General features: G+C 65.9%; 19 protein-coding genes and 1 pseudogene. 2 read left to right on the top strand and 18 right to left on the bottom strand.

Annotation, left to right across the window (positions count from 1 at the left end; all coding sequences use genetic code 11):
- Nucleotides 1-86 precede the first annotated feature (86 nt).
- Both H3H51_RS09150 and H3H51_RS09145 read right to left on the bottom strand, forming a co-directional pair.
- Complete coding sequence (locus H3H51_RS09150; RefSeq protein ID WP_183088730.1) at nucleotides 87-737, bottom strand: YceH family protein; 651 nt, start codon at nucleotides 735-737, stop codon at nucleotides 87-89.
- 64 nt (nucleotides 738-801) lie between these two features.
- Nucleotides 802-1,899, bottom strand: coding sequence for a diguanylate cyclase (locus H3H51_RS09145; RefSeq protein WP_183088788.1), 1,098 nt, complete (start codon nucleotides 1,897-1,899; stop codon nucleotides 802-804).
- A 221-nt stretch (nucleotides 1,900-2,120) separates the two neighbouring features.
- On the opposite strand from H3H51_RS09145, the gene H3H51_RS09140 reads away from it, so the two are divergent.
- Nucleotides 2,121-2,792, top strand: a complete 672-nt coding sequence (locus H3H51_RS09140; protein WP_183088729.1) for a COG3650 family protein — start codon at nucleotides 2,121-2,123, stop codon at nucleotides 2,790-2,792.
- Nucleotides 2,793-2,854: 62 nt separating this feature from the next.
- Nucleotides 2,855-3,895 carry a type I glyceraldehyde-3-phosphate dehydrogenase gene (gene gap / locus H3H51_RS09135; protein WP_183088728.1) on the top strand — a complete coding sequence of 347 codons (1,041 nt, stop codon included), beginning with the start codon at nucleotides 2,855-2,857 and terminating at the stop codon, nucleotides 3,893-3,895.
- A gap of 327 nt (nucleotides 3,896-4,222) precedes the next feature.
- On the opposite strand, the gene H3H51_RS09130 is transcribed toward gap, so the two are convergent.
- From H3H51_RS09130 to H3H51_RS09055, 16 genes and pseudogenes are all read right to left on the bottom strand, one after another.
- Nucleotides 4,223-5,128: a DMT family transporter gene (locus H3H51_RS09130; RefSeq protein WP_183088727.1), complete on the bottom strand. Its 906-nt coding sequence runs from the start codon at nucleotides 5,126-5,128 to the stop codon at nucleotides 4,223-4,225.
- A gap of 83 nt (nucleotides 5,129-5,211) precedes the next feature.
- On the bottom strand, nucleotides 5,212-5,517 hold the full coding sequence (locus H3H51_RS09125) for a hypothetical protein (RefSeq protein ID WP_183088726.1): 306 nt from the start codon (nucleotides 5,515-5,517) through the stop codon (nucleotides 5,212-5,214).
- Between the two features lie 19 nt (nucleotides 5,518-5,536).
- A complete protein-coding gene (locus H3H51_RS09120; RefSeq protein WP_183088725.1) occupies nucleotides 5,537-5,869 on the bottom strand; it encodes a Na+/H+ antiporter subunit G in 333 nt (110 codons plus the stop codon).
- Entirely contained in the window at nucleotides 5,866-6,135 is a 270-nt protein-coding gene (locus H3H51_RS09115; RefSeq protein WP_183088724.1) for a K+/H+ antiporter subunit F, read from the bottom strand. The genes H3H51_RS09120 and H3H51_RS09115 overlap by 4 nt, the downstream gene beginning before the upstream one ends.
- Complete coding sequence (locus tag H3H51_RS09110; protein WP_183088723.1) at nucleotides 6,120-6,617, bottom strand: Na+/H+ antiporter subunit E; 498 nt, start codon at nucleotides 6,615-6,617, stop codon at nucleotides 6,120-6,122. The genes H3H51_RS09115 and H3H51_RS09110 overlap by 16 nt, the downstream gene beginning before the upstream one ends.
- Complete coding sequence (locus H3H51_RS09105) at nucleotides 6,614-8,113, bottom strand: monovalent cation/H+ antiporter subunit D (protein WP_183088722.1); 1,500 nt, start codon at nucleotides 8,111-8,113, stop codon at nucleotides 6,614-6,616. The genes H3H51_RS09110 and H3H51_RS09105 overlap by 4 nt, the downstream gene beginning before the upstream one ends.
- Entirely contained in the window at nucleotides 8,110-8,445 is a 336-nt protein-coding gene (locus H3H51_RS09100) for a Na+/H+ antiporter subunit C (RefSeq protein ID WP_183088721.1), read from the bottom strand. The genes H3H51_RS09105 and H3H51_RS09100 overlap by 4 nt, the downstream gene beginning before the upstream one ends.
- Complete coding sequence (locus tag H3H51_RS09095; RefSeq protein WP_183088720.1) at nucleotides 8,445-11,240, bottom strand: monovalent cation/H+ antiporter subunit A; 2,796 nt, start codon at nucleotides 11,238-11,240, stop codon at nucleotides 8,445-8,447. The genes H3H51_RS09100 and H3H51_RS09095 overlap by 1 nt, the downstream gene beginning before the upstream one ends.
- Nucleotides 11,241-11,458: 218 nt before the next feature.
- On the bottom strand, nucleotides 11,459-11,923 hold the full coding sequence (locus tag H3H51_RS09090; RefSeq protein WP_183088719.1) for an outer membrane lipoprotein: 465 nt from the start codon (nucleotides 11,921-11,923) through the stop codon (nucleotides 11,459-11,461).
- Between the two features lie 121 nt (nucleotides 11,924-12,044).
- A complete protein-coding gene (locus tag H3H51_RS09085; RefSeq protein WP_183088718.1) occupies nucleotides 12,045-13,184 on the bottom strand; it encodes a glycerate kinase in 1,140 nt (379 codons plus the stop codon).
- Between the two features lie 51 nt (nucleotides 13,185-13,235).
- Nucleotides 13,236-14,594 (bottom strand): GntP family permease, encoded by a 1,359-nt coding sequence (locus H3H51_RS09080; RefSeq protein ID WP_183088717.1) that lies wholly within the window; start codon nucleotides 14,592-14,594, stop codon nucleotides 13,236-13,238.
- Between the two features lie 146 nt (nucleotides 14,595-14,740).
- Nucleotides 14,741-15,844 (bottom strand): sugar diacid recognition domain-containing protein, encoded by a 1,104-nt coding sequence (locus tag H3H51_RS09075; protein ID WP_183088716.1) that lies wholly within the window; start codon nucleotides 15,842-15,844, stop codon nucleotides 14,741-14,743.
- A 30-nt stretch (nucleotides 15,845-15,874) separates the two neighbouring features.
- Nucleotides 15,875-16,522, bottom strand: coding sequence for a pyridoxamine 5'-phosphate oxidase (gene pdxH, locus H3H51_RS09070; protein WP_183088715.1), 648 nt, complete (start codon nucleotides 16,520-16,522; stop codon nucleotides 15,875-15,877).
- 25 nt (nucleotides 16,523-16,547) lie between these two features.
- Nucleotides 16,548-17,183, bottom strand: a pseudogene (locus tag H3H51_RS09065) (OmpA family protein); the annotation flags it as partial.
- Nucleotides 17,184-17,239: 56 nt separating this feature from the next.
- Complete coding sequence (locus tag H3H51_RS09060; protein WP_183088713.1) at nucleotides 17,240-18,385, bottom strand: serine hydrolase domain-containing protein; 1,146 nt, start codon at nucleotides 18,383-18,385, stop codon at nucleotides 17,240-17,242.
- A gap of 118 nt (nucleotides 18,386-18,503) precedes the next feature.
- Nucleotides 18,504-20,867 carry a beta-agarase gene (locus tag H3H51_RS09055; RefSeq protein ID WP_183088712.1) on the bottom strand — a complete coding sequence of 788 codons (2,364 nt, stop codon included), beginning with the start codon at nucleotides 20,865-20,867 and terminating at the stop codon, nucleotides 18,504-18,506.
- Nucleotides 20,868-20,966 lie beyond the last annotated feature (99 nt).

Raw genomic sequence — 20,966 nt, 5'->3', positions numbered from 1 at the left:
GGTCGCCTTCAGGCAGCAGGCAGGCCTGAACTACAGGCCAGCAGCAGCTGCAGTGCCGTGGGGCAACGCCACGGCTCGCTCAAACATCACAGCAATTGGCTTTCCAGGTTAGCCAGGCGCTCTTCCAGGGCGGCGATGCGTGCCTCCAGTTCGGCGATGCGGCCCTCATCGGCCGGTGCCGCGCGCGGCGTGCTCTCCGCCTGGCTGCGGGCAGCCAGCAGCGTGTCGAGATCGCCAGGTTCGCCCAGCAGGTGCATGTAGCGTTCTTCGCGCTGGCCCGGCTGGCGTGGCAACTGGCAGGCCAGGCCACGGCCGGCGAGACGCTCCAGCTGGTGCTGGACCTCGTCGACATCCTCGAAGGTGTGCAGGCGGTTGCTGCGGGTCAACAGCTCGCTGAGGGTTTGCGGGCCGCGCAGCAGCAACAGGCCGATCAGCGCCACCTGCGGCTTGACCAGTTCCAGGGTCTTGTCGGCGCGCTGTTCCCAGCGATCGGCGCGGCCACCCATGACCAGGCGCGACAGGCCGCGGCCCTCCAGGCTACGCAGGCTCTGGCCGACCTGGCCTTCGGTGAGGCTCATCAGGGGCTCGCGGCTGGTCTTCTGGTTGCAGGCCAGGAGCAGGGAGTTGAGCGTCAGCGGATAGGTTTCCGGGGTGGTGGCCTGCTTCTCGATCAGGCAACCCAGGATGCGCACCTCGACGGCGTTGAGCGGCTCGAAATCGGGGGTCTCGCTAGACATGGCAGCATCCACAGGTAAAGGGCCACTAGCCTGCCACGTGCGCCGCGCAGTGGGAATCGCCGTGTCAGCTATCGCTGGCCGGTTGATCCTGGGCCGGTTGCCCCGCCGCGACGGCGCCCGGCACCTCGGACGCCAGCACCACCCGGTCGCGCCCGCCGCTCTTGGCCTGGTACAGCGCCTGGTCGGCAGCCTTCAACCACGCGCTGGAGTCCAGCTGGAGCGGGCTGTAGCCGGCCAGGCCGATGCTCAGGGTAAAACGCAACTGCGGCGCCAGCTCGCTGCGGATGTCCGCCAGGCTATGGCGCAGGCGCTCCATCACCTCGGTGGCCAGCACCGGCGGGGTATGCGGCAGGATCACGCAGAATTCGTCGCCACCATAGCGACCGGCCAGGTCATCCTCGCGCAGGCTGTGCACCAGGCGCTCGCTGATCAGGCGCAGCACGCTGTCGCCAACCAGATGGCCGTGGGTGTCGTTGATCGACTTGAAGTGGTCGACATCGATCAGCGCCATCGTGGAGCGCTGCTCGCCCTGCCGGCATTTGCTGAACTCGTGCTGCAGCAGGTCTTTCCAGTAACCGTGGTTGAACAGCCGGGTCAGGCTGTCGGTGCGGCTGACCGCGCGCAGGGCCTGCTTGTGCTCGGCCAGCGTGATGGTCAGCCGGTAGCACACCAGGCCCAGCGCCAGCGGGTAGAGCACCAGCATCGGCAGGCAGGCGTACAGCTGCGCCATGCTGGTGGCCGGACTGAAGGCGAAACCGAACAGCGTCATGGACAGCAGCGCGCCGAATAGCTGCGCGGCACAGCCGGCGAGGAAGAAACGTGCACCGCCGGCGGCGATGTTGTTCATCGCCATCATCGACAGGATGGTCACCGTTGGCAGTGCGTTGAACTGCATGGCGCCTGCCCAGAAGCCGCCGAAGACCGAGTCCAGCAACAGGTTGCGGCGCTCGGTCAGGTAGGGCTTGGCGGAAAAACGGGAAATCTGGAAGGCCAGGTGCGGCCAAAGGTAGCCGTTGAACACCAGCACCACCCAGATCCAGCTCGGCATCGCCATCGACCAGAGGCCCGCAGCGACACAGAAAAAGCCGACACCCAGGCCGATGGCACGAGGCAGGTAAATACGCTTGGCAAACGACAGGCCAGAGCCGGTGTTTCTATCCATGGTCACACTCAGCGGTACGGTCAACATGCGCAACTTCTTGATCAACGCCAGGCAGCGACCCTAGCACAGGCGGGCCTTTGCGGGCAGATGGGGGCCGCTCGAAAGCTGCCCGCTCCATCAACTAGTGTGGCCGGAAAATCCTTTCTGGCGAATACCAAAGGCACCCTTGTGATCGCACCGGGCACTGGGTAACGTGGCCGCTTCTTGCCTGGAGTGCCCCCATGTCCCCCGCTCGTGCCCTGATTTTCGCCCTGCTTCCGCTGTTTGCCGGCTGCCAGGTGTTCGTTCCCGGCGAAAACGCAGGCGAGCCGCCTCGCCAGCGCCTGCAAGGCGAGCTGAACCTGCTCAATGGCCAGCTGCAATTGCGCCCCTGCGGCGAGCAGCGCCAGTTCCGCCTGCTCAATGACGGCAGCAGCGAGATCGTCCGTGAGGCGGGTGAACTGCTCAAGGACGGCCCCGGCCCGTTGTTCGTCGACCTGAGCGGCCACCTGAGCGCCGGCAAAACCGCCGACAACGATGGCGAACTGCAGGTCAGCGAGGTCTACCGCATCCAGCGCGAAGGCCTGGGCTGCGACGATCCGGCCTTCAAGCGCCTGGTGCTGCGCGCCAGCGGCAACGAGCCGGACTGGAGCATGAATATCACCAGCCAGGGCCTGGTTCTCTATCGCCCTGGCCAGGAACCGCTGGCCCTGCCGTACCTGGAAGAGCAACTGCCCGATGGCCGTTTCGCCATCAGCAGCGAAGCCAACGGCCAGCGCCTGGACCTGTGGGTCGCCCCCCAGCGCTGCAGCAACAGCATGAGCGGCGCCGTGCAGCACCTCAGCGCCGAACTGCGCCTGGATGGCCAGGTACTGCGCGGCTGCGCCGCCTTCGGTGGTGCCCGCAACCGCTGATTGAACGCAGCCCGGCCATCCGCCACCTATGCTGAGGGCAACCCCGCCAGCCGGAGATTGCCATGCTGCGCATTGCCCTCAATGGATACGGGCGCATCGGTCGCGCCCTGCTCCGCGCGCTGTTCGAGCGCGGATTGGAAAACCAGCTGCACCTCGAAGCCATCAACGAGATCGGCGACTTCAAGACGCTGGCCCACCTGACCCGCTTCGATTCCACCTTCGGCCGCTTCAATGGCCATGTCGAACTGCATGAAGACATGCTGCTGGTACGCGGCCAGTCGATCCGCCTGCTCGGCGAGCGCGAAATCACCCAACTGCCCTGGAAAGCCCTCGGCGTCGATGTGGTGGTGGACTGCACCGGCAAACTGAAAAAGCGCCTGCTGGCCGACCAGCACCTGGTAGCCGGTGCGCCACGCGTGTTGCTCTCGCACCCGCTGGAGGGTGCCGACCTGACGGTGGTCTACGGGGTCAATCACCAGTTGCTGGGCAACCAGCAGATCGTCTCCAACGCCTCCTGCACCACCAATTGCCTGGCTCCGCTGGCCCAGGTACTACACACCGCCGTGGGCATTCGCCAGGGGCTGATGACCACGGTGCACGCCTACACCAACGACCAGAACCTGCTGGACAAGACCCACAACGATCTCTACCGCGCCCGCGCCGCGGCCCTGTCGATGATCCCCACCGCAACCGGCGCCGCCAAGGCCATCGGCCTGGTGATTCCAGAGCTGGCCGGGCGCCTCGATGGCATGGCCATCCGCGTGCCGACCGCCAATGTGTCGCTGCTCGACCTGACCTTCAGCAGCGAACACCCGACCAGCCGCGAAGCGATCAACGACATCCTGCAGAAGGCCGCCCGCCAGTTCCCCCTGGGTGTGATGGAGTGCAACGACCTGCCGCTGGTCTCCAGCGACTTCAATGGCTACCCGGTGTCCTGCGTGGTCGACCTCAACCACACACGCGTGCAGGGTGGTGATCTGGTCAAGGTGCTGGCCTGGTACGACAACGAATGGGCCTTCGCCAATCGCCTGCTGGATGTGCTGGTGGCCTGGCTCAGGCCGCTGGAGTCGTCACGCACGGTGCCCGTGCAGCCTGGTAGCTAACGGTGGGCGCAGCCGTAGATTGGGGTTGAGCACAGCGGGCACGCCAAGAGCCGAAACGTGCCATCAACCCGCAGTTACGTAGCGCATTGCGACTATTTTTTCAGCCCGTCATCTCCGCGCAGGCGGAGATCCAGTGCCGGCAACTCCGTGTATTTCTGTATTAGCGCGTTGACTGAAGCACCTCTGGTTCCCCGCCTGCGCGGGGACGACGGGGTAAGAGACGTGCATACCGGCAGTGTTTTCAGAAGTTAAGGTCGTGCTCGAAAATCAGCGTACACAGCACCTTGATATTCACTGCCGTCATACGTAGTTGCCCGCGGGTATCCATCAATCCAGCACCCCGGCCGGCACCGGCGCACTGCTGCGCCACTGGCTCAACGCCACGCCGACGAACACCAGGCCAGCGGCCAGGTACTGCACCGGACTCAGGCTCTCGCCCAACAGCAGGGCGGCGAAGATCAGAGTGAACACCGGCAGCAGGTTGGTGAAGCCGGATGCCTGGCTCGCCGGCAGGCGGCTGACGCCGAAGTTGTACAGCCCGTAGGCCCCCACCGTGACCACCAGGCCGAGGTAAATCACCGAGCCAACGCCCAGCACGCTGAACTGGCTCGGTAGCGGCTCGGTCACCAGCGCCAAAGGCAGGAAGAACAGCGAGCCGATAAAAGCCTGCATGGCGGTGAGGATGAAGGGCGAGTAGCGCTCGGAGAGGAACTTCAACAGCAGCGTGTAGCAGGTGGCGCAGAGCATGGCGACGAATTCGTAGAAGTTGCCCAGCAGCGGCGCCGGCGCACTGGCGTCCGCCTCGCTGGCCAGACTCAGCCAGACCGCACCGCACACCGCCAGCAGAAAGCCAGCCCAGGTAGTGGCGGCGACCCGCTCGCGCAGGAAAGTGAACGCGCCCATGGCCACCAGCAGCGGCAACAACGCGGTGATCATGCCGGCCTGGGTGGCGCTGGTGTGCTGCAGAGCCAGGGCCTCGAAGATGAAGTACAGACAAGGCTCGCAAGCCGCCAGGGCGAGCAGGTACTTCCAGTCACCGGGGCGATAGTCGAGGCGACCACGCCAGCGCCAGGCGCAGAGGAACACCAGGCTGCCGAGGGCCATGCGGCCGAAGATCACCCACATCGGCGGCAGCTCGGCAAAGGCGAACTTGAGGGCGATGAAGGAACTGCCCCACAGGGCCATGGCCAGCACCAGACACGCCATCGCAAACAGTCGTCCCTGCCGGGCCATCACATCACCTCAACCAAAAGGCCCAGTGTAGAAGCCTGCCTGAAGTGCCAACAGACACAGCGGCGCGGCAAAACTGTTCAGGCTCACCAGAGCCGGTGAGTCGGCAGCACATCTCGCAGCAGGCAATAGACCAGCGGAATCACCAGACCCGCGATCAGCACGCCAGGGCGGCGCGGCCGCCCAACCAGCAACCCCAGGCCAGCCAATACGCTCAACGCTGCCAGCAGGAAAACCAGAACCACCAGCAGCAAGTCGATCAAGTCCGACGGCCCATAGGGATCACCCGGATAAGGCTCCCAACTGGCCCAAACCAGAGAACGAAAGGCCAGCCCAAGCACCGCCAACACGGCGGCCAGCCAGGCGCTACTCAGGCCGATAATGCGCAACAACCGCTGGCCTCGCGCCACCCTACTGCAGCCAGGGCTTGCCGCGGGTCTTCTGCTCCAGCGGCAACTGGTGCAGCACCGCCGCCTTGGCCAGCATGTAGGCGCTGACCGGGGCGCTGATGAACAGGAACAGGCTGATCAGCAGCTCGTGGGAACTCAGGGTCTGCTCACCCACGCTGAAGAAGATCAGCGACGCCACCACCATGCCGCCCACGCCCAGGGTGGTGGCCTTGGTCGGGCCGTGCAGGCGCATGAAGAAGTCCGGCAGGCGGTACAGGCCGATGGCGCCAACCAGCACGAAGCCACTGCCGAGCAGCAGCAACAGCGAAACGAGGATTTCCAGCCACAGGCTCATTCGATGATGTCTCCGCGCAGCATGTACTTGGCCACCGCCACGGTACTGACGAAGCCGAGTACGGCAATCAACAGCGCCACCTCGAAGAACAGCTCGCTGCCCTTCCAGATGCCGTAAAGGATGATCAGGGCGATGGCGTTGATGTACAGGGTGTCCAGGGCCAGCACCCGGTCTGGCAGGCTCGGCCCCTTGATCAGGCGCGCCGCCGCCAGCAGCAGGGCCAGGCCGAGCATGGCCAGGCACAGCAGGATCACGTAGGCGAGCATGGGAATATCTCCTTCAGCGGCGCCTCGTAGCGCTGCTTGATCTCGTCGATCATGGCTTGCGGGTCCGGTACGTCGAGGCCGTGTACCAGCAGGGTGCGCTGGTCCAGGCTGAGGTCGGCGGCCAGCGAGCCGGGCGTCAGCGAGACCACGCTAACCAGCACGCTGATGGCCAGCTCGTTATCCAGCTCGATCGGCACCTCGACGAAGCCCGGGCGCAGCGCCTCGACCCGGCCCAGGGTCAGGCGCGCGACATGAAAGTTGGCCACCAGAATGTCGCCCATCACCAGCAGCAGGAAGCGCAACAGCTTGAGCGGCTTCCAGCCCTTGGGGTGTTCGATCAGCAGGCGGTTGAACATCAGCGGAATGGCGATGGCGAGGACGCCACCCAGTAGCCACTGGCCGAAGGCGAAGGTGTCCACCAGCAGCATCCAGGTCAGCAACAGCAGCACACTCTGCGCCGGGTGCGGCAGCAAACGGTTCATCGTGCGCCCTCCGCGAGGATGGCCCGGTACTGCGCGATGTCATGCAGTTGCGCCGCAGCCGCCTGGGTGTAGTCGATCAGCGGCTTGGCGATGGCCACCAGCAGCAGGCTGCAGGCCAGCAGCAACAGGGTCACGGCCAGGCGCCCGCGATCCAGCTCGGAACTGTCCAGGGTGCTGCGCCCGACGCGCCAGAACAGCGTACTGCCGGCCCGACTGAACGCCATCAGGCTGCAAAAGCCGGCGCCCAGCAACACGCTCCACAAGGCTACCGCCGCGCCACCGGGCGGCACCGCCTGGAGCATCAGCAGCTTGGCGAAGAAGCCGGACAGCGGCGGCAAGCCGACCACCGCAATCGCGCCGAAGAAGAACAGCCCACCAAGCAGCGCCGGATGTTCCAGCGCGGGCCCCTGCACCAGTTCACCCGCCTTGTCACCGCGCTGACGCGCCAGCAGGTCGGCCAGGAGGAACAGGCCACCAGCGACCCAGGTGCTGTGCAGCAGGTAATACAGCGCCGCCGCTTGCGCTTCGGCCGTGCCCAGGGCGATCACCGCCAGCAGCGTGCCGGCGGATACCACCACCAGGTAGGCCAACAGGCTCTGCAGGGTGCGCGCCGCCAGGGCGCCAAGTGCGCCCAGCACCACACTCGCCAGGGCCAGCGGCCATAGCCAGGCCTGGGCCAGGTTGGCCAGCAGGCCGGCGCCTTCGCCGAACACCTGCGTGTACACGCGCAGGATGGCGTAGATGCCGACCTTGGTCATGATCGCGAACAGCGCCGCCACCGGCGCCCCGGCCACCGCATAGGCACGCGGCAACCAGAAATACAGCGGCAGCAGCGCGGCCTTGAGGGCGAACACCAGCAGCAGGAGCAGCCCCGCCGCTGCCAGCAGCGGCGCCGTATCGGCGCTGGCGGCCGCCACCTGCACCGACAGGTCGGCCATGTTCAGGGTGCCGGTCAGGCCGTACAGCGTGCCGACCGCGATCAGGAACAACGCCGAGCCGCACAGGTTGAGCACCACGTAGTGCAGCCCCGCCCTCACCCGCTGCGCGCCGCCGCCATGCAGGAGCAAGGCGTAGGAGGCGATCAGCAGGATCTCGAAGAACACGAACAGGTTGAACAGGTCGCCCGTCAGGAAGGCGCCATTGACACCGAGCAACTGGAACTGGAACAGCGCATGGAAACGCGGCCCGGCCCGATCATCGCCACGCACCGCATAGAGCACCGCAGCGCTGGCCAGCACCGCGGTGGCCAGCAGCATCAGCGCAGCCAGGCGGTCGAGCACCAGGATGATGCCGAACGGCGGGCGCCAGTCGCCCAGGGCGTAGATCTGCACGGGGCCGGCCGCAGCCTGGGCCAGCAGGACGAAACTCAGCGGCAGCAGCGCCAGGGTGGCCAGCACCGACAGGCCGCGCTTGAGCCGCTCATGGGACGGCAGCACCAGCAGCAGGCCACCACAGAACAGCGGCAGCAGGATGGGCAGGATCAGCCAATGGTTCACGGCGTCGACTCCTCATCCTGCTGCCCGTCGACATGGTCGTTGCCCAGCTCGGCCACGCCGCGTAGGGCCAGCACCACCAGGAACGCGGTCATGGCAAAGCCGATGACGATGGCAGTGAGCACCAGTGCCTGCGGCACCGGGTCGGCCGGCGTGCCGCCCTGCCCCAGCACCGCCGCCTCGCCACTGAGGCGGCCCATGGCGAACAGGAACAGGTTGACCGCGTAGGACAGCAACGTCAGCCCCAGCACCACGGCGAAGGTGCGCGCCCGCAGCAGCAAGTACACGCCGCTGGCGGTGAGCAGGCCCAGGGTCACGGCAAACAGCGCCTCCATCAGTGAATCTCCTCGCTGGCAGCGGGGGCCAGGCTGAGCCGCCCCAGGTTGACCAGAATCAGCAGCGTGGCACCCACTACCGTCAGGTATACGCCGAGGTCGAAGAGCATGGCCGTGGCCAGCTCGAACTCACCCACCAGCGGCAGCTCGAAGTGGCCGAAGGCCGTGGTCAGGAACGGCCGGCCGAAGGCCCAGCTGCCCAACCCGGTCAGCCCGGCGATCAGCACGCCGACGCCGGCCATGCGCTGGTAGTTCAGCGGCAGGCGCTCCTCGACCCAGTCCACACCATTGGCGATGAACTGCAGGACTAGCGCCACCGCGGTAATCAGCCCGGCGATGAAGCCGCCACCCGGCAGGTTGTGCCCGCGCAGGAAGATGAACAGGGAGATCAGCATCGCCAGCGGCAACAGCAGGCGCGACAGGGTCTTGAGGATCAGCGGGTGCTTGGCCCAGGCCCAGCGCCGGCCCTGCGGGTCGCAGGTCGGGTTGCTCAGGCGCAGGCCGTTGAGCATGGCGATGATGCCCACCGCAGCGATGGCCAGCACGGTGATTTCGCCCAGGGTATCGAAGCCGCGGAAGTCCACCAGGATCACGTTGACCACGTTGGTCCCGCCGCCACCACTGACGCTATTGGCCAGGAAGAACTCGGCAATCCCGGCATAGGGCCGGGTCAGCACGCCGTATGCCAGCAGCGCCACCATCACCCCGCAGCCGCCGGCCAGGACGAAGTCGCGCAGGCCACGCAGGCTGGAGCTTTCCTCCGGCGTACGCCACGGCAGGTAGTACAGCGCCAGCACCAGCAGCACCAGGGTCACCACCTCGACTACCAACTGGGTCAGCGCCAGGTCCGGCGCGGAGAAACGCGCGAAGGCCAGCGCCACCAGCATGCCGCCGACCCCAAGGATCAGCAGGGCCACCAGGCGCTGGCGATGGAAGATCGCCGTCAGCACACCGCTCACCGCCAGCATCACCAGACCCAGGGCGGTAATCCCATCCAGCGGCGTCAATGCGCGCTCCCCTCCCAGCTGCGCCAATGGCGCCAGGGCGACGGCCGTCAGTACCAGGGCACTGCCCAACAGCAACGCCAGGTAGCGCTGCTGCGAGCCGTTTTCCAGCAACCCGGTCAGCCAGTTGGCGAAAGCCGTGATGCGCTGCACCTGCTGCTCGAACACCAGCTTGGCGTCCACCTCCGGCAGGCCGGCATACCAGCGAAACAGCGGCTGGCGGAAGACATATACGAGAATGCCGCCGACCGTGGCCACACTGCTCATCAGCAGCGGCAGGTTGAAGCCGTGCCAGATCGCCAGGTCATAGGCCGGCAGGTTGCCCCCCAGGCTGGCATTCGCCGCCACCGCCAGCAGCGGCGCCACGGTGTACGCGGGCAGCATGCCCACCAGCAGGCAGAGGAACACCAGGATTTCCACCGGCACCTTCATGTAGCGCGGCGGTTCGTGGGGCGGGAACTTGGGCAGGTTGATCGGCTCGCCGTTGAAGAACACGTCGTGCACGAAGCGCAGCGAATAGGCCACCGAGAACACCGCTGCGAGGATCGCCAGCGCCGGGATCACCCAGTTGAAGCTGCCCAGCAGGCCCTGCTGCAGGGCCTCGCCGAAGAACATTTCCTTGCTCAGGAAGCCATTGAGCAGCGGCACCCCGGCCATCGCCGACGACGCCACCATCGCCAGCACCGCCGTGTGCGGCAGGTAGCGCCACATGCCGTTGATGCGGCGCATGTCGCGGCTGCCGGTCTCGTGGTCGATGATCCCCGCCGCCATGAACAGCGAGGCCTTGAAGGTCGCGTGGTTGATGATGTGGAACACCGCCGCAACGTTGGACAGCTGCGTATCGAGCCCGAACAACAGAGTGATCAGGCCCAGGTGGCTGATGGTCGAGTACGCCAGCAGGCCCTTGAGGTCGTGCTGGAACAGCGCCATGAACGCGCCCAGCAGCAACGTCGCCAAGCCGCTGAGGCTGACCAGGTAGAACCACAGGTCCGAGCCGGACAGCGCCGGGTACAGCCGCGCGAGGAGAAAGACACCGGCCTTGACCATGGTCGCCGAGTGCAGATAGGCCGACACCGGCGTCGGCGCCGCCATCGCGTGGGGCAGCCAGAAGTGGAAGGGAAACTGCGCCGACTTGGTGAAAGCACCGAGCAACACCAGCACCAGGGCTGCCGGATACAGCGCGTGGGCACGGATCAGGTCGCCACTGGCGAGCACCGTGCTCAGCTCGAAGCTACCGACGATATGGCCGATCAGCAGGATGCCGGCGAGCAACGCCAGGCCACCGCCACCGGTCACCGCCAGGGCCATGCGCGCCCCCTTGCGCGCGTCGCTGCGGGCGCCCCAGAAACCGATCAGCAGGAACGACGACAGGCTGGTCAGCTCCCAGAACGTCAGCATCAGCAGCAGGTTTTCCGACAGCACCACGCCGAGCATGGCGCCCATGAACAACAGCAGGTAGCTGAAGAAGCGGCCAATCGGCTCGCGTTCGGAGAGGTAGTAGCGGGCGTAGAGGATCACCAGCAGGCCGATGCCGAGGATCAGCAGGGCAAACAGAAAGCCCAGGCCATCCAGGCGCAGCGACAGGTTGAAGCCCAGCTGCGGCAGCCAGGGTTGGCTCACCACCCGTACATCGCCGGCAAATACCTGCGGCGCCAGCCACAACAGCAGGCCCAGGGCCAGAAGCGGTGCGAGAGCAGTGGAAAGGCTGCAGGCCAGTCGCCCGAAGCGTTGAAACAGACAAGGCAGGAAGGCGCCGAGAAACGGCAATCCGACGATGAGCAACAGCTCCATGAATCCCCCTCAGCGGGCCCATCGCCAACCTGCCGAGCAGCGCCTGCGAAGGACGAATCGTCCTGGATGCATCTGCGCATCAGCGCAGAACTATTCGCCGATTATCCATAACCAACGGGAGCAAGTCATGGCTGAATTATTACTAAAACTTATCTAAATACCGGTAGCCGATAGAGCCAGCAGTGAAAAAGCCCGGTAAACACCGGGCCTTCTGGCTATCAGTGAGCGACGCGGCTGGTGCCGTCGACGGTCATGATGCGCACGCGCTCGCCGACGCGGAAGATCTGGTTTTCCTCTACCTGCTGCACGTAGGCGCGCAGGGTGCCGTCGTCTTCACGCACAGTGATTTCCACACCCTGGGTACGGGTGATGCCTTCTTCGGTCATGGAACCGAGCAGGCCGCCGGCCACGGCACCGATCACCGCAGCGACCACCGAACCTTTACCGCCGCCTACCGTGCTTCCCGCTACACCGCCGACTACCGCACCGGCGCCGGCGCCGATTGGAGTCTTGGTGCCTTCGATCTTCACTGGACGCAGCGACTCGATGGTGCCCATGCGCACGGTCTGCACTTTGCGTGCTTCATCGCGGCTGTAGCTGTCGCCACTGAGGTTGGAGGCACAGCCACCGAGGGTCAGGGCCAGAGCGGTGAAGGTCGCAGTCAACAGCATGGATTTACGCATTGGGTTCTCTCCGTATGAGGCAGTGAACATTAGACCTTGGCCACCGCTGGATGTCACTCGCTGTGCTATCCAGAGTGTAGAGGCCCGGCTAAAAACGCAAAGCTCCCGCCGCCAGATCCGCTTAGCGCACCGCCTGGGCCACGCGCCACAGGCGCGCCAGATCGGCACTGCGCGCCTCCAGCTCCTGCGCCGCCTGGGCCAGCGCCTGTTCCAGGCTGAGCGGCCCCGGCACAAGGCTGAAAGCCGCATCGATCCCGGCGCCGTACACCTGCTGGTAGCCCTCCCCCAGGCTGCCGGCCAGGGCAATCACCGGCACACCGGCGGCCTTGGCGATACGCGCCACACCCACAGGCGTCTTGCCGTGCAGGCTCTGCGAGTCGAGTCGACCCTCGCCGGTAACCAGCAGATCAGCCCCCTGCACCGCCTCGGCCAACGCAGAGAGTTCGGCCACCAGTTCGATGCCGGGGCGAAACGTGGCATGCAGGAACGCCTTGCAGGCGAAACCCAGGCCACCTGCGGCACCGACGCCGGGCAAGCGGCTGTGGTCTTCACCCAAGGTCGCCGCAACCCGCTGCGCGTAGTGCGCCAGTGCCGCATCCAGCAACTCGACCTGCGCCGGGCTCGCGCCCTTTTGCGGACCGAATACATGGGATGCGCCCCGAGGCCCGCACAACGGGTTGTCGACATCTGCCGCCACTTCGACCTGCGCCTGCAGCAGCCGCGCATCCAGCCCGCTCACGTCCAGCTGATCCAGTTGAGCCAGCGCGGCGCCGCCTGGCGGCAACTCGGCGCCATTACGATCGAGAAAGCGGATACCCAGCGCCTGCAGCAACCCGGCCCCGCCATCGTTGGTGGCACTGCCGCCCAGGCCGAGAATGATGCGCCGCGCCCCGGCATCCAGGGCCTGGCGAATCAGCTCGCCCGTGCCATAGCTGCTGGTGCGCGTGGCGTCGCGCTGCTCGCGCGGCACCCAGTGCAGGCCACTGGCGGCGGCCATCTCGATCACTGCCGTGGCATTACCCAGCCAGCCCCAGTGCGCCAGTACCGGGGTGCCCAGGGGCCCTCGAACTGTGCATTCGCGCCGCTCGCCACCCACCGCCGCCAGCACGGCGTCCACCGTGCCTTCACCGCCATCGGCCATCGGCCGCAGGACGATCTCAGCCTGGGCAAATACCTGCCTCCAACCACGCCCGATGGCAGCCGCCACGTCGGGTGCGCTGAGGCTCTCCTTAAAGGAGTCCGGAGCAATGACAATTTTCATGGATACCTCGAAGGTTGCGAGCGCCCAGGGGCGCCCGCGATGTAGCAGGAATTACAGCAGCACCAGGCTGAGCAGCCAAACGGTGATGATCCCGGCGATACCCTGGATCAGCGTCGCCACGGTTTGTGCGCGATAGGCCACGGCCACCGGCATGCGGCTGAACTGGGTCACCACCCAGAAGAAGCTGTCGTTGGCGTGGGAAACGGTCATCGCGCCCGCACCAATCGCCATCACGGTGAGCACCCGGCCCATCTCGCTGTCTAGGCCGAGTTGACCGAGCAGCGGGGCCACCAGCGCCGAGGTGGTCACCAGCGCCACGGTGGTCGAGCCCTGGGCGCTCTTCAGCGCAGCGGCCACCACGAACGGCATGAACAGGCCAATGCCGAGCCCCGACAGGGTGCTGCCGAGGTAATCGCCAAGCGGGGTGATCTTCAGGATCGCGCCAAACGCACCACCGGCACCGGTGATCAACAGGATCGGCGCGGCCGAGAGCAGCCCCTCGACCACGTGATCATGGAATTCCTTGCGCTTGTCGGCACTCTTCAACAGTGTGCAGGCCAGCGCCAGGCCAACCAGCAAGGCCACCACCGGCTGGCCGAGGAAGATCAGGCTGGACAGCACGATGCCCTCGCCAAACGGCTTGCTCGGGAACACGGCAATGGAGCCCAGGCAGATCAGCAGGATCGGCACGAAGATCGGCGCAAAGGCCTGGAAGGCACTGGGCAGCTTGCCGTAGCGCGCTTTCAGCTCGGCGAAATCTTCGGCGGCGGGCAACGGCAGGCCGTCATCCTCCAGGGCGATGTCCTTGCCGATAAAGCGGTTGGCCCACCACATACCGGCCATGGCCGTGACAAAAGCGACCACCAGGCCCACGGCGATCACCAGGCCGAGGCTGTTTTCCAGGCCCAGGTTGCCGGCAGCGGCAATCGGCCCGGGCGTCGGCGGCACGAATGTGTGGGTGGCATACAGGCCGGTGGCCAGGGCCACGCTCATCGCCACCACGGAGACTTTCATCCGCGCGGCCAGGGCATTTTTCAGCGAGTTGAGGATGACGAAGCCCGAATCACAGAACACCGGGATCGACACCAGGTAGCCGATGATCGACATGGTCAGCGTGGGGAAACGCTCGCCGAGCAGCTTGATCACCGTTTCCGCCATGGTGATCGCCGCACCACTGCGCTCGAGGATGACCCCGATGATCGTGCCCAGCACGATGACGATACCGATATAGCCGAGGATGTTGCCGAAGCCGGCATTGATGGTCTTGACGATTTCTGCGCTGGGCAGCTGATAAGCGAAGCCGGCGATAAAGGCGGCGGCAAGCAGGGCAAGAAAGGGATGCAGTTTGAGACGGGTGGTGGAGAGCACGATAAACGCGATCAATGCCACCAGGATCATGACCAGAAGCATGGCCGACTCCTCATTGTTGTTATGGGTATGGTGTCGCTAGACGCGCCATTGTTGCCCAGACAATGCGGCGCACGCCTTGTTCAAGCGCACCTCAAGCACTGACTCGAAGGCATGCCGATATGTGCAAACGCACAATGCGGCCCGCGCTATTCGCCCAGCAGGTCCAGCCCCAAGGTGAACAATAGCCGCTGGTCACGCCGCGCCAGGTCCACGCCACTCAGCTCGGCAATACGTTCGAGCCGGTAGCGCAGGGTATTGCGGTGAATGCCCAGTGCCTCGGCACACGCCTGCGGATGACCATCGTGCTGGCACCAGGCTTCCAGCGTTTCGCGCAGTACGCCCTGGGCATCCTGGGCCAGCACCTTGCGCAAGGGCGCCAGCCAGCGCTGCATCGACCAGCCCTGGCGCTGCCCGAACAGCAAGGCGGGAAGTCGGTATTGCTCCAGCCGCAGCAGGCGCGAAGTGGGCTGGCGGGCACGGGCATAGGCTTGCAGCTCACGCAGCGCCAGCGCCGCTTCGCGCAGGTCACTCAGGTTGTCCAACCCGTCGCTGAGCAGCAGGCGCTGTATGCCCCACTCCCGGCTATCCGCCTGAACCAGCCAGGCCTGGTCATCGCGCGCAGCCTGGAACGGTCGACTCAGCAGCAGCTCGCGCACGCCCAGCGGCGCGCATGGCTGCTCTGGCTTGTTTGCCAGCGCGCCGAGCACGCGCGCCTGCCGCGCCAGCGGATCGCCCTCCTCGACCAGTTCGAGCAGCAAGACCTGACGCGGCCAGCTCAACTGCAGGCCAATGCGTTCGGCTTCTGCGGCAAGTTGGGCAAGGGCGACGGAGGGGTCGAGCAACTGGCGCATCCAGGCATCCAGCTGATGCCGCTGCCAGTGCCGCTCAGCCTGCAGCTGACGCTGCTCGACCAGCATCTCGGCGGCCATGCGCACCAACTCGGCATAGGGCCGCACGACCTCGGGCTCGCCGGTGATGCCAAGCACGCCGATCAATTGCTCGGCATGCAGCAACGGCAGATTGACCCCTGGCTTGACCCCACGCAGGCACGCGGCGGCCTGGGCGTCGATTTCCACCACGCGGCGGTTGCTCAGCACCAGTTGCGCCCCTTCATGGCGGGTATGCAGGCGCTGCGGATCACCACTGCCGATGATCATGCCCTGGCCATCCATGACATTGATGTTGTGCGGCAGGATGGCCATGGCACGGTCGACGATGTGCTGGGCCAGGGTGGAATCGAGCTCGATCATGCAGGCGACCTCCGAAACGAGGCCGCCAGTTTAGGGCGCCAGACGCTCGAACTGCCAGGCGCCATCGACCTGACGATAATTCAGGCGGTCATGCAGGCGGCTCGGCCGCCCCTGCCAGAACTCGACGCGCTCGGGCAGCAGGCGGTAGCCGCCCCAATGCGGCGGGCAATGCGGGGCCTGCTCGAGGAAACGCCGCTCGGTCTCGGCCAGCAGGCCCTCCAGCTCAGCACGGTCGGCAATCACCTGGCTTTGCGGCGAAGCCCAGGCGCCGATGCGACTGCCCAGCGGGCGTACCTGGAAGTAGGCGTCGGACTCCTCGGCACTGACCCGCTCCACCCGCCCCTCGATGCGCACCTGGCGCTCTAGGGTCGGCCAGAAGAAGGTCATCGCCGCGAAGGGGTTGGCCTGCAGTTGCTGGCCCTTGGCGCTGTCGTAATTGCTGAAGAAGGTGAAACCGCGCTCGTCGAGCCCCTTGAGCAGCAGCACCCGGCAATGCGGACGACCGTCGTCATCCACCGTTGCCAGGGTCATGGCGTTGGGTTCCACCGGCAGCTGCTCGGTCAGCACCGCCTCGTCGAACCAGCGGCGGAACAGGGCAAAGGGCTCAGCCGGGGCCTGCGCCTCGCTGAGCCCTTCGCGGGTGTAGTCACGTCGCATATCCGCGATGCGCTGGGACATGCTGCTCTCCTAAGGCTCAGTCGACCTTGGCCGGCTTGATCTGCTCGATGGAGGTTTTCGCTACGACCGGCTGGTTGTACTGGGCCAGCAACGCCACCAGGGTCTCTTGCGGGGTCAGCACCAGCTCCACACGACGGTTGAGCTTGCGCCCGTCGCTGCTGTCGTTGGCGGCGCGCGGCATGTCCGAACCGACGCCCTTGAGCATCAGGCGATCGCGGTTCAGCCCGCTCAGGCGGAAGATCGAGGCCACCGCCTTGGCGCGGTCCTCGCTGAGCTTGCGATTGGCCTCGACCTGGCCCGAACTGTCGGCATGGCCGAGGATCAGCACGCCGGTCAAACGATCCTTCTCGAGGATCTTGGCCACCCGGCTGAATGGGCCGAGGGCTGCCGGCAGCAACATCGACGGGCGATCCGCGTTGAACGAGGCGTCCACAGGGGCGGTGACTACCAGCACGTTCTGCCGGCGCTCTAGCTCCATCTTCGAGCCTTTCAGGGCTTCGCGCAGTTGCGGCTCGTACTCGTCGAGCCAGGCCGTGGTGAGCTTTTTGTCGATTTTCGGCACTGCCGCCGGGGCGGCGACCTTTTCCTTGCCACCGAACGACCACCAATTGCCAGAATCGGCAGACTTGTCGGAAGAAGCGGCACAAGCGGTGAGGCTGCTGCAGAGAATCAAGGCAAGGCAGTTAGCTCGCATCATCGATATTCCTGAATGAGGGTTCAAAGACACTGATCCAATACCCGCGCCAGCTTTTGCGTGCGTGGGTCCATCAGAACATAGGGGCCGAGGCTATTGGTAACGAAACCGAACGCGACTTCACGCTCGGGATCAGCGAAGCCTACCGAGCCACCAGCGCCCGGATGGCCAAAGGCCTTGCGGCCCATTCCGTAGGTGGCGTTGGCCACCTCCGCCTGGTCGAGCATGCAACCCAGCCCCAGACGCGTCCGGGTCAGCAGGGTGCGGTCTTCGCCGCAGGCATGTTCGCGGGTCATTTCATTGAGCAGTTCGGCCGGCAACAGGCGGCCATCCAGCAGGCCGGCATAGAAACCCGCCAGCGCACGGGCATTGCCGTGGCCATTGGCGGCCGGCTGCTGCATGCGCCGCCACTCCGGCTTGTTGGTGCTGGTGAGGATCGACGGCGGATTGGTGAACGCCCGCGTGCTCATGGCAGTCGGCTCGCTCATCATGCATTTGAGCAGGCGCTGCGCCGCGGCATCGCCCAGGTCGCCCTTCTTGCGGGCGATATGCGCCACGCGTTCGAACTCGCTGTCGGCCAGGCCGACGTGGAAGTCCAGCCCCAGCGGCTTGGCGATGCGCGCCACGATAGACTCGCCCGGGCCACGGCCCTCGATACGCTGGAGCAATTCGCCAGTCAGCCAGCCATAGGTGATGGCGGCGTAACCGTGGTCTTCGCCAGGCGTCCACCAGGGCTGCTCGGCGGCCAGGGCAGCGGTCATGCGCGCCCAGTCGTACAAGGCTTCCGGCGGCAGCAGCTCACGCAGGGCAGGCAGGCCGGCACGATGGCTGAACAGTTGCCGAGGCGTCACCAGCTCCTTGCCGGCTGCGGCGAATTCCGGCCAGTAACGCGCCACCGGAGCGTCCAGGTCGAGCCTTCCCTCGTCCACCAGTTGCAAGGCGGCGACGGCAGCGAAGGGTTTGGTGCAGGAGAAGAGATTGAGGATGGTGTCGCTGTGCCAGGCCTGTTCGCCGTCCTTGTCGGCCGTACCGGCCCAGACGTCGATCACGGTCTCGCCGCCGACCTGTACACACAATCCCGCGCCACGCTCCTGCGGGTCGGCGAATAACTCGGCGAAGGCTTCTTTAAGCGGCTCGAACTGCAGGTCGAAATAACCCTGAATCTGCAAGCGTTACTCCTTGGTCTCGATGCGCGATCTGCGTCGCGCTGGCCATCTGGCGATGGATGGGCATTGTGGCAATGCCCGTCGCCGAAAGAAACCGTAAGGAGACGGGCTGCAGGTCAGATCAGTTCTTGCCGGCCTCGGCGGCAGCCGGGGCCGCAACGGACGCCGGCTTCGCAGCTGCCGGCTCAGTGGCACCAGCAGCCGGCTTGGCCTCGGCCTTGGCAGCCTTGCCGAGCAGGCTTTCCGGCACGCCCAGGTTGGCCTTGCGCACGGCCTCGACGAAGCCCTGCCAGGGTCGATCGGTGATGCCGACCAGGCCCAGGTGGCCGTTCTCACCATCGAGCAGGCGACCGGTGGCTGGCTGGTCGAGGTACTGGAACCAGTGCACACCGACGATCGTCGGCTCCTCCAGGGCCTTGTTCAGGAAGCGCGCGTAGGCCGGGCCACGCTCCTCTTCCTTGTACACCTCGCTGACACCGCCCCAGAACGGGCCGCGATCACGCGAGCCGAAGTGGAACTCGGTGACCAGCACCGGTTTGTCCAGTTCGCGCAAGGCGGTGAAGTTCTGGCCTTGCTGCGGTTCCGGGGTATAGAGGTTGAAGCTCATCACGTCGCAGTACTTGGCACAGGCGGCGATGGCCTCCGGCGTGGTGATGGCGAAGCGGCCACCGAGCAGCAGGTGGTTGGGCGCGTGCCACTTGAGCGAGTCGGCGATGGTCTTGAAGTAGGTGTCGGCAAACAGGTTCTGGAAGTTACGCAGATCCTCTTCGATCTGCGGGTGCTCGGCGCTGGGCAGCGGCGCCTCGAAGCCCGGGTCTTCCATCAGCTCCCAAGCGCCCAGCTCGATGCCCCAGGCCTTGGACAGGCCGCTCTGATTGCGGTACTTGTCGCGCAGCTGCTTGAGGAAGGCGCGCTTGGCTGGGACGTCGGTGGTCAGGCGCAAGGTGCCGTAGGCCAGGCCGTAACGGGCTTTGGGGTCATCACCCGGGCCGGCCCAGGCCAGCTCGTTGTCAGCGAAGAAACCAATCAGCCAGGGATCTTCACGACGATCACGGGCGGCGATGGCAATGGCGCGCTCGGCGGCCATGGCGAAGCGCGGGTCGAACGGGTCGGGCATGCCGCCCCACCAATCGAGGCCGGTGCTGATGGTGGCGTAGTCGCCAGAAATCGACAGCGGGCGGGTATACGGCACGCGCTTGGCATCGCCCAGGGTGTCGTCGCTCCAGTTGCCCAGGCTGTTGAAGCCCCAGGCCTGCAGGCGATCAAGGCTGTGCTGGGTCCAGCGCTCGGCATCCAGACCTGGTGCCGGGCATGGACTGGCGACCACAGCGGGAGCACTTGCAGGTGCGGCGGCCGGCGCAGCAGCAGGTGCTGGCGGCGGGCATGGCTGGGCATAGCTGCGCTGCAGGTTGGCGCGGTAGAAGTCGAACCAGCGGCCATGGTCGAAAGCTCGGCCACGGTTGGCACCGCTGTTGCTGCGGCTGTCACGCTTGCCGTAGTAGGCGGCCAGTGGCTCGCCTTCCTTGGGCAGGCTCTTGAACAGCGACTCGCGGCCTTCGACGTAGGTCTGGCTCTGCCAGGCGCTGACGGCGTTGACGCCGAGGGAATAGAACGGATGACCTTCCGGGGTCACCAGGAACCAGCGGCCGTCGCGTTTCTCGGTACGGAAGAAACCACTGGCCTCGAAGCTCGGGCCTTTCAGCCAACCGCCAAAAGCGTCCTGCTCGGGGCGCTTGGTCAGCCATTGCTTGAGCTGACCCTGCTCGCGACTGGCGGCCTCGCGCAGTTGCTGGTCGCTGCTGATTTTCTCCGGCCACTGGCCACGGCTGTACTGACCCCAGGCATCCATGATGCCGTCGTAGATGGCCGCCTGTGCGCTGGCAGCGTCCTGCACACCGAAACGGCCGAGCAGGATGTTCTGCGCAGCGGTCGGATTATCCAGGGCGATGGTCACGGCGCTGACCTGGGCGGCGTTCAGCTCACCGTTGACGCTTTCGGCCAGCAGCACCCGCTGCCCGTCCAGGGTGACCGGCATCGGCGGGCCGGCACGCATGCCACGGGCCAGCGGCGAAGAGGCCGTGAGCGGTACCAGCAGGGTTTGCGCCGGGCCGGCCGGCAGCGCGATGCGGCTGGTCAGAACCTTGCCGTCGCGGCTTTCGATGCGGACTTCGAGGGTGATCGCCCAGTCCATGGCGTTCTGCAGGCGCAGGCTCATGGCGCCGGATTGCGACCAGTCCCAGTCGCCACTCTGCGGAGTCAGGCGCAGGTTGGGGTGTTCGGCGGCATTGAAGGTGAAACGACGCAGCACCTCGCCTTCGGCGGTGGGTTCGGCGGTCAATTCGGGGAAGCTGGCCTGCTCGGTCACCACCTGCACCACGTCGGTGGGCTTGATGAAGCTGAACAGGGTTTGCTGGCCGGCCGGGGCGGCAATGGCCGGGGTGGCGAGCAAAAAGGCAAAAATACTGGGCAGTGAACGGCGAATCATGTGGCAGGTACTCCGGAAGACGCACAAGTAGACAACAGCTGGGCCGCTTGATGCCAGTGCGTAGGCGGATTAAAGCGCTGCAGTCATCCCCTCTTGCTG

Source organism: Aquipseudomonas ullengensis (genome assembly GCF_014174475.1).
Classification (GTDB): domain Bacteria; phylum Pseudomonadota; class Gammaproteobacteria; order Pseudomonadales; family Pseudomonadaceae; genus Aquipseudomonas; species Aquipseudomonas ullengensis.
This window is presented reverse-complemented; position numbering and strand designations above follow the sequence as displayed.

Coding starts and splice junctions, on each gene's coding strand:
- H3H51_RS09115 (WP_183088724.1), bottom strand. CDS start 6,135: ATGCTCGCCTACGTGATCCTGCTGTGCCTGGCCATGCTCGGCCTGGCC.
- H3H51_RS09075 (WP_183088716.1), bottom strand. CDS start 15,844: ATGATCGAGCTCGATTCCACCCTGGCCCAGCACATCGTCGACCGTGCC.
- gap (WP_183088728.1), top strand. CDS start 2,855: ATGCTGCGCATTGCCCTCAATGGATACGGGCGCATCGGTCGCGCCCTG.
- H3H51_RS09145 (WP_183088788.1), bottom strand. CDS start 1,899: ATGGATAGAAACACCGGCTCTGGCCTGTCGTTTGCCAAGCGTATTTAC.
- H3H51_RS09100 (WP_183088721.1), bottom strand. CDS start 8,445: ATGGAGGCGCTGTTTGCCGTGACCCTGGGCCTGCTCACCGCCAGCGGC.
- H3H51_RS09110 (WP_183088723.1), bottom strand. CDS start 6,617: ATGAACCGTTTGCTGCCGCACCCGGCGCAGAGTGTGCTGCTGTTGCTG.
- H3H51_RS09095 (WP_183088720.1), bottom strand. CDS start 11,240: ATGGAGCTGTTGCTCATCGTCGGATTGCCGTTTCTCGGCGCCTTCCTG.
- H3H51_RS09120 (WP_183088725.1), bottom strand. CDS start 5,869: ATGAGCCTGTGGCTGGAAATCCTCGTTTCGCTGTTGCTGCTGCTCGGC.
- H3H51_RS09140 (WP_183088729.1), top strand. CDS start 2,121: ATGTCCCCCGCTCGTGCCCTGATTTTCGCCCTGCTTCCGCTGTTTGCC.
- H3H51_RS09085 (WP_183088718.1), bottom strand. CDS start 13,184: ATGAAAATTGTCATTGCTCCGGACTCCTTTAAGGAGAGCCTCAGCGCA.
- H3H51_RS09055 (WP_183088712.1), bottom strand. CDS start 20,867: ATGATTCGCCGTTCACTGCCCAGTATTTTTGCCTTTTTGCTCGCCACC.
- H3H51_RS09150 (WP_183088730.1), bottom strand. CDS start 737: ATGTCTAGCGAGACCCCCGATTTCGAGCCGCTCAACGCCGTCGAGGTG.
- H3H51_RS09080 (WP_183088717.1), bottom strand. CDS start 14,594: ATGCTTCTGGTCATGATCCTGGTGGCATTGATCGCGTTTATCGTGCTC.
- pdxH (WP_183088715.1), bottom strand. CDS start 16,522: ATGTCCCAGCGCATCGCGGATATGCGACGTGACTACACCCGCGAAGGG.
- H3H51_RS09130 (WP_183088727.1), bottom strand. CDS start 5,128: ATGGCCCGGCAGGGACGACTGTTTGCGATGGCGTGTCTGGTGCTGGCC.
- H3H51_RS09090 (WP_183088719.1), bottom strand. CDS start 11,923: ATGCGTAAATCCATGCTGTTGACTGCGACCTTCACCGCTCTGGCCCTG.